Origin of the sequence: Bradyrhizobium rifense (assembly GCF_008123425.1) — a bacterium.
Classification (GTDB): Bacteria; Pseudomonadota; Alphaproteobacteria; order Rhizobiales; family Xanthobacteraceae; genus Bradyrhizobium; species Bradyrhizobium rifense.
In genome coordinates, this window is sequence record NZ_VSSS01000114.1 from 1 (window position 1) to 4,534 (window position 4,534).

Consider the following 4,534-nt stretch of genomic DNA (forward strand, 5'->3'; position numbering starts at 1 on the left):
CGCGCCAAAGCATCTCGTTGCCGGCGACATCATTCGAATTGGGCATCTGTGCGCACCCGCATTTTTCGTGCGACGAAGATGTCATAGACTCAGTCGCCGGATCGCCGAGCGGCGAAGTTTGCCGGAAAATTAACTCAATTCACCGACTCGGACGCCCTGCCCAATTGATGTTGGTGTCGGTTTGGACCGCCTGCGATTCGCTCCCGATCCGGCGTCCCATATGGATGCTATCGAGTGACATCGAGGACGGCTTCCAGGCCACCCGCATCAGCTCACGACCGAACGTGGATATCATTTCAGGCTCAGTGTCCTGACGGATGTCGTGGCTCAACCGGTGCTAGCGTCTCAGACATTCGCGGATCGTGGCCGGCTGAAGCGGACAGTTATTGATTTTTCTCGCCGTGGCAGGTGTTCTCGTCCCGTTTTGTTCACGGTCGTTTCACTCAATTGGTTGCGATTTCATTGCGGAGCTCTGAGAGAGAACGGCCGTCACTGTTGCATGCCGCGTCTCGTGGAGGGCTGGCGTTCTCTCGATGCCGGGGGATCCAACGGCAAAGGAGGGATAAGTGGCGTTCGAAACCTGTCCGACGATGCATCAGCGCAGGCGCGTTCGGCGAAAATGCTCCATGCCGTTTCCGACAGAGCCGCCGATTAAGAGTCAGCTAGGGGTGAAGAAGAATCAATAACTTACCAGTCGCGCCCTGGGAATCGTCGGAACCGGGCATCCGTCGCAAGACCATCGTGCCTCGTTGAACCGCGACTAGCGGCGCCTTGATAATCCGCTGGACATCTTTTTGAGGGACATTACTTCATTAGCCGACAGATTTGCTTCCTTTGCACCCGCATTTGGCTCTGCACCCGCAAGGAACCAACGCCTCGCGGGCGTGTTCGGAATTGATGAACGCGCAAATCAACATTTTTGAAAAACCCATCGAACGGATCAGCAAGACCTGCGATCTGATGGGTCTTGGTCCGGACTTCGAGCAAAGACTACCGGAACTGGAGACTTACCTGGAAGGCCTCGTCGCGGACGGTGAGACCAGTGAGGATCGTCTAACCGCCAACGGCCTGACTTTTCTCAGGGGCAACACGAAATAGCACGTCAGGAAATCTCGTCCGGAAGCTTCCATTCGGGTCTCGGCTCGCATGGCTCGACCTTCAGCTGGACCCTGTATTGTCTCGCAGCGTCCAGGAGAGCCTTTCTCACCTCATCATCGGCGGTTTCGGCGGCGAGAGCCTCGGCCCGATCGGCTTGGCGTTCCAGAGATTCCCGGTTCACGGCTCGATCTGGTTAACGTGGTATCCGTCCGGCAGGATCTGGCCACCTTCCTCGTCAGCGACCGGAACGTCGGTGACGAGCCCTTCTATCAGCGCTGCCTCCCACACCTCCTTTTCGGTCGGAAATGCAGCTCCGATTTGTCTGTCGCGTTCGAACAATGCGTACATCGGAACTCCCGGTTGGTGGAGTGGCTAAGGTGCCTCGGATTCCGGCGCTAACGACGTGCGCGCGGACAGCATGCCGTCCTTTCTTGCGTCTGGTTTCGTCGAACCCAGATTTTCGCACCAGATGCACGAGAACTCGGTCCGGCCGTCACTGGACAAAGCCGGGATCAGCCCGTGCCCACAATGCGGGCACCGTGTGATGTGATCCATCGATATCCCTTCTTTCCATTTCGTCGGGTTCTCTTCGGGTTAAACCGGCGGACAAATTGACGTTCCAAAGAGGATGCCGAGCTTTGCACTCGGTCCCGGCCCGTCTTTAGACAGGAACGCGCGATGACGGACACCGTTGATCGTCCAGTCCTAGCGAGGAACGGATCACAAATGACCAGCGTACGGAAGATCAGGTTTCACTGTTTCGGTGACAACGAGGTGCTCCAGCTCGATGAAATCAAGCAGTCGGGGCCGGACGCTCGCCAAATTCTGGTGGCTGTCCGGGCGGCAAGCGTGAACCCGGTCGACTTCAAGATCCGCTCCGGCAAATATCCCTCGGTGAAAGATGACCGGCTGCCTTATACCCCCGGCCGTGACGTCTCCGGCATCGTTCTGCAATGCGGCGCCCAGGTCGACCGCGTGCGCGTCAGCGATGAGGTGATCGGCATGGTCCCGGTCTGGGGCGGAGGCTATGCGAGCAGATCGTCCTCGAGGAGCGCGCAATCGCGATCAAACCCGGTGGTATTGACCATATCCACGCGGCTGCAATACCGCTGGCCGGACAGACGGCGCATCAGGGGCTGTTTAGACACGGCCAATTGCGAGCCGGAGAATCTGTCCTGATTCACGGCGGGTCCGGCGGCGTCGGCCATTTTGCCGTTCAATTCGCCAAAGCATGTCGGGGCGCGTGTCCTGACCACGGTATCGACAGAACACGTCGCGTTTGCCCGCTCCCTCGGAGCAGATGTCGTGATCGACTACAAGACCCAACGCTTTGAAGAAGCCGCCTCTCACATCGACTTGGTTTTCGACTTGATCGATGGAGAGACGCGCGAGCGGTCCTGGGCCGTGCTGAAGCAAGGCGGACGGCTGATCTCCACCCTGACGGTACCGTCACAGCACAGGGCTCGCGCCGCGGGCGTGAAGGCGATGCGATACACCGTCGAGCCCGATGGAAACGAACTGTCCGAGATCGGCGCGCTGATCGCGGCCGGAAAAGTCCGACCGCACGTCGAGAAGAGGTTTCCACTCGATCAAGCGATGGCGGCACTTGCGTCGGTCGAGCGCGGGCACTCGGCGGGAAAGGTCGTGCTTGCGGTGTCCTGAATTGAGTTGGAATTCCATATGGCACACGTTCATATTGGCACGTCAGGTTGGCACTACGCATCTTGGCGGGGGCCTTTCTTTCCCAAGGACCTGCCGATTAAGCAGCAGCTTTGCTATTACGCCAGCCAGTTTGATACGACCGAGCTCAATGGGGTGTTTTATCGGACACCGACGCCGGAGGCCGTAAAAGGCTGGCGCGGGCAGACCGGCAAGGATTTTGTCTTCGCGTGGAAAGCTTCAAAGTTCATTACGCATTGGAAGCGATTGTCGGATCGGTCGGTGAACAGTCTCGAGCTGCTTGAAGAGCGCCTTTCGCTGTTGGGGCAGAAAGCCGGCCCCATCCTCTTCCAGCTTCCACCGCAATTCGAGGCCGACGCAGATCGGCTCGCCTTCTTTCTTGAACTTCTGTCGCGCAAACGACGTTACAGCTTCGAGTTTCGACATCCCAGTTGGTATCATCCAGGCATTCTGAAAATATTGAGGAAGGCAAACATCTCGCTTTGTCTTTCCGATCATCACGATGCACCGGCGCCGTGGAAGCGAACCGCGGATTTCGTCTACATTCGAGGCCACGGACCGGGCGGCCGCTATCACGGTCGTTACCCGCCGGCGGATCTGGAAGAATGGGCTAGACGCATCAGATCCTGGAGGCGGCAGGGCTGCGACGTGTATGTTTATTTCGACAACGACCAGAAAAGCGCGGCTCCGGCCGATGCCAAGCGGCTGAAAGAACTGCTAGGCATTTTCGGCTGACATTCGACGCATCACGGACCGCCAGCCACAGACCCTGCGATGACCATGACGAGCTCCGACAGGTCGATCTTGCCGTTGACGACCAACTCGTCCGAGCCTTCCACCCTGAGAGTCTGAGGGCTGTTTGCGGCCTGACGCTTCAGCTCACCGATGATTGCTTCCCTGAGCTTCTCAAGCATCGTTTCCTCCTCCAGCCGCCGTGGCTGTCAGACTGCAGCAGCTTCGGCTTTCACCCGGACCGGGATCGATTTCGCCGCCGGCGTCTTGGCTTTTTCCTCATGGTGCCACAGCGGCAACAGCGGGTTGCATTCCGGAAAGTAGCTGGCGATGCAGCCTTCCGGGATATCGTAGGCAACGACGCGCAGGCCGCTCACCTGACGATCCACGCCGTCGTCGACTGCCGTCGTCAACGTCACAGTCCGTCCTTCTTTCAATCCCCATCGCTCGATGTCATTGCGAAGCATCAGCACCACAAGCCGCGAGCCGTAGATGCCGCGGAAGCGGTCGTCATAACTATAAATCGTCGTGTTGAACTGGCCGTTGCTCCGCAGCGTGATCAGCTGCACCACGTCGCGTGCCTCCGGGGACGTATCGATGTCGGTCACGAGCGACGTTGGCACGATGAAATTGGCTTTCCCCGTTTTGGTTTTCCATGATCGTTGCCGAGCCGCGATCGGACGGTGAAAGCCGCCGGGCTTCCACATTCGCTCATTGAAGTCGTGGAAAATGTCTGGATAAGTGGATGCGATGGCGTCGCGGATCCGGGCGTAGTCTGCAATCCAGTCGTCCCACGGAATGGTCGTTCGGCCGGACACCGTGGCCTTGGCGAGTTCGGCAACGATTCTTGGCTCGGACAGAAGGTCAGGACTTGCCGGCCGGGCCTGTCCCCGTGAGCCATGCATGCAGCCGGTGGAATCCTCCACGGCGACAGCCTGCTGACCGGTTTCCTGCAGGTCGATCTCGGTCCGCCCCAAACATGGCAAGGATATAGGATATCTCGCCATGGACGAGCGCCGACCGG

General features: G+C 58.7%; 7 protein-coding genes and 1 pseudogene. 5 read left to right on the top strand and 3 right to left on the bottom strand.

Annotated elements, in window-relative coordinates:
* Positions 1-314, top strand: a 314-nt coding sequence (locus FXB40_RS48835) for a hypothetical protein (RefSeq protein WP_210352247.1), incomplete at its 5' end; no start/stop codon positions are given.
* A 583-nt stretch (positions 315-897) separates the two neighbouring features.
* Positions 898-1,098: a hypothetical protein gene (locus FXB40_RS46940; protein ID WP_148779034.1), complete on the top strand. Its 201-nt coding sequence runs from the start codon at positions 898-900 to the stop codon at positions 1,096-1,098.
* A 177-nt stretch (positions 1,099-1,275) separates the two neighbouring features.
* Here the strand turns inward: FXB40_RS46940 and FXB40_RS48600 are convergent, their stop codons facing one another.
* A complete protein-coding gene (locus tag FXB40_RS48600; protein WP_187437617.1) occupies positions 1,276-1,446 on the bottom strand; it encodes a hypothetical protein in 171 nt (56 codons plus the stop codon).
* A gap of 426 nt (positions 1,447-1,872) precedes the next feature.
* Between FXB40_RS48600 and FXB40_RS48840 the strand changes: the two genes are divergently transcribed.
* From FXB40_RS48840 to FXB40_RS46950, 3 genes are read left to right on the top strand one after another with little or no spacing between them, the layout of a single operon-like run.
* Positions 1,873-2,277, top strand: a complete 405-nt coding sequence (locus tag FXB40_RS48840; protein ID WP_210352248.1) for an alcohol dehydrogenase catalytic domain-containing protein — start codon at positions 1,873-1,875, stop codon at positions 2,275-2,277.
* A gap of 30 nt (positions 2,278-2,307) precedes the next feature.
* Positions 2,308-2,760: a zinc-binding dehydrogenase gene (locus FXB40_RS48845; protein ID WP_246208385.1), complete on the top strand. Its 453-nt coding sequence runs from the start codon at positions 2,308-2,310 to the stop codon at positions 2,758-2,760.
* Between the two features lie 18 nt (positions 2,761-2,778).
* A complete protein-coding gene (locus FXB40_RS46950; protein WP_148779035.1) occupies positions 2,779-3,513 on the top strand; it encodes a DUF72 domain-containing protein in 735 nt (244 codons plus the stop codon).
* Positions 3,514-3,524: 11 nt separating this feature from the next.
* On the opposite strand, the gene FXB40_RS48605 is transcribed toward FXB40_RS46950, so the two are convergent.
* Together FXB40_RS48605 and FXB40_RS46955 are read right to left on the bottom strand one after the other, a co-directional pair.
* Complete coding sequence (locus tag FXB40_RS48605) at positions 3,525-3,692, bottom strand: hypothetical protein (protein WP_187437618.1); 168 nt, start codon at positions 3,690-3,692, stop codon at positions 3,525-3,527.
* Between the two features lie 27 nt (positions 3,693-3,719).
* A pseudogene (locus FXB40_RS46955) lies at positions 3,720-4,534 on the bottom strand (FdhF/YdeP family oxidoreductase); the annotation flags it as partial.